The 2,137-nt window shown below is 74.9% G+C and carries 4 protein-coding genes; 3 read left to right on the top strand and 1 reads right to left on the bottom strand.

The genetic code is table 11. The features are described from left to right. Nucleotides 1–323: ricin-type beta-trefoil lectin domain protein (locus ACFU74_RS13265; protein WP_380755815.1), on the top strand; the 323-nt coding region annotated here is incomplete at its 5' end. Between the two features lie 48 nt (nt 324–371). Here the strand turns inward: ACFU74_RS13265 and ACFU74_RS13260 are convergent. Then, entirely contained in the window at nt 372–983 is a 612-nt protein-coding gene (locus ACFU74_RS13260; protein WP_380755813.1) for a TetR/AcrR family transcriptional regulator, read from the bottom strand. Between the two features lie 130 nt (nt 984–1,113). Between ACFU74_RS13260 and ACFU74_RS13255 the strand changes: the two genes are divergently transcribed. Together ACFU74_RS13255 and ACFU74_RS13250 are read left to right on the top strand one after the other, a co-directional pair. Then, nucleotides 1,114–1,782 carry an FMN-dependent NADH-azoreductase gene (locus ACFU74_RS13255; protein WP_380755812.1) on the top strand — a complete coding sequence of 223 codons (669 nt, stop codon included), beginning with the start codon at nt 1,114–1,116 and terminating at the stop codon, nt 1,780–1,782. Nucleotides 1,783–1,787: 5 nt separating this feature from the next. Then, nucleotides 1,788–2,108, top strand: a complete 321-nt coding sequence (locus tag ACFU74_RS13250; RefSeq protein ID WP_380755810.1) for a DMT family transporter — start codon at nt 1,788–1,790, stop codon at nt 2,106–2,108. Nucleotides 2,109–2,137 lie beyond the last annotated feature (29 nt).

Below are 2,137 nucleotides of genomic sequence, written 5' to 3'. Positions count from 1 at the left end.
CCCCGTACGGGGGGAGCCGGGCCGTTCGCGTGCGCGGGGGAGCGCGGCGGGCCGGGTGCCTTCCGGACGGATCGCCCGGGGCCCCGGCCTGCCACCGCTTCCGGCCGACCGTTCGTACCGGGTCGACCGGCACCCCGGTGCAGCTCTACGACTGCAACGGCAGCGGCGCCCAGCAGTGGCGGCCCCGGGCCGACGGCTCGCTGTACAACCCGATGTCCGGCCGCTGCCTGGACGGCTACGCGTACTCCACCACCAACGGCAGCCCGGTCCTCATCTGGGACTGCAACGGGGCGGCCAACCAGGTCTGGCACGTCCCGGCCTGAGCCTGAGCCTGAGCCTGAGCCTGGCCGTGGCCGTGGCCGTGCCCCGGGCTACCCGAGGGCGCCGTGGGCCAGCACGGCCAGGCCGGCCGCGATCCGCGCGGGAGTGAGGCCGGCCTCGCGCTGGTGGCGGAAGAGCTCGGGGGCGAGCGGGGCGAGCAGCTGGTCGGCCAGGACCTCCGGGTCCGGCTGGCCGGCTTCGCGCGCCAGGTGGGCGACGTGCAGCCGCCAGAAGGCGTAGGCGCCGGTGCGGTAGCGGGCCGCGCCGGTCTCGGCGCCGAGCACCAGGTGGACGTGGGCCTCCAGCAGTTCGACCATCGCCGCGTAGAAGGCGGCCAGCCGCTCGGCGGGCGTGGCTCCGTCGGCCCCGTCGCCGCCCCCGCCCGGACCGAGCGGCGGGGCGCCGCGCAGCAGGCGCTCCTGGAGGGCGCGTTCGTGCTCGTCGAGCAGGGCGCGGGCGATCGAGGCGCGGTCCGGGTAGCGGCGGTAGAGGGTGCCGCGGCCGATGCCGGCCGCCCGGGCGATGTCGTCCATGGTGACGGCGGTCGGGTCGCCCTCGGTGAAGAGCCGTTCGGCAGCGGCGAGCACCTTCGCCCGGTTCCGGGCGGCGTCGGCCCGTTCGCGCGGCGGCGGGCCGTCGGCCAGCGGGAGTTCCGTCGTCATGGGTGCCAGCCTAGAAGGGAAGTGGACACGTAGTCCACTTCCCTCTACGGTTTGGGGGCCGGCAAGTGGACGGGATGTCCACTTCGTTTCCGCGGCTCCGTCCTGCCCAGACCGCCACCGGGGGTTCACCGTGTCCCACCTCCTGCACCTCGACAGCAGCGCGCGCACCGACTCCTTCAGCCGCCGCCTCGGCGCGGCCTTCGCCGACGCCTGGCTGGCCGGCGGCGGCGAGGTCACCCACCGCGACCTCACCGCCGAACCGGTCCCGCCGATCCGCGAGGGCTGGACCCGGATCTGCGACACCCTGTTGCGGGAGGAGATCACCGACATCGCCCGCTACCCCGAGGCCGTCCGCACCGAGGAGGAGCGCGAGGCCTGGGCGGTCGTCCGGCCGCTGCTCCACGAACTCGTCGCGGCGGACGCCGTGCTGATCGGCTCGCCGATGTACAACTTCGGCATCCCGGCCGCGCTCAAGGCCTGGATCGACCAGGTCACCTTCCCGAAGATGGTGCTGGCACCGCGCAAGTTCGTGGTGGTGGCCGCGTGCGGCGGCGCCTACGGCCCGGGAACCCCGCGCGAGCCCTACGACCACAACGGCCGCTACCTGACCGACTTCGTCCGCGGCCACTACGCGGTGGAGGACACCGAGGTGATCGCCGCCGAGCTCGTCAACTCGCTGGTGGACCCCGCGCTGGCCGGGCGCGTCCTCCAGCACCGGGAGTCCGCCGCCGACGCCCTGGAGCGGGCCGGACGGCTGGGCGCCGCGCTGGTCGGCCACCGCATCCCGAGGGGGGAGTGAGCGCCGTGCCGTGGATCTGGCTGCTGCTGGCCGGCGTGGTGGAGGTCGCCTGGGCGCAGTCCATCAAGCCGACCGAGGGCTTCACCCGCCTCCCGCAGACCGCCCTGTGCTTCGTGCTCATGCTGGGCGCCGTCTACCTGCTCTCCCGCGCCCTCCAGGACCTCCCGGTCGGTACCTCCTACGCCGTCTTCACCGGCATCGGCACCATCGGCACCGTCCTGACCGCCCTCGCCGTCCGCCACGAGGTCCCGTCCCCCACCGCCCTCGCCGGCCTCGCCCTGATCACCACCGGCCTCATCACGGTCCACCTGGGGACGGCGGACTGAGGCTGCCTTGCGGTGTCGACCGGCGCCCG

Origin of the sequence: Kitasatospora sp. NPDC057500 (assembly GCF_042802195.1) — a bacterium.
Taxonomy (GTDB): Bacteria; Actinomycetota; Actinomycetes; order Streptomycetales; family Streptomycetaceae; genus Kitasatospora.
This window is presented reverse-complemented; position numbering and strand designations above follow the sequence as displayed.

Excerpts from the sequence above, each read along its gene's own strand:
- ACFU74_RS13260 (WP_380755813.1), bottom strand. The coding sequence starts at position 983 with ATGACGACGGAACTCCCGCTGGCCGACGGCCCGCCGCCGCGCGAACGG.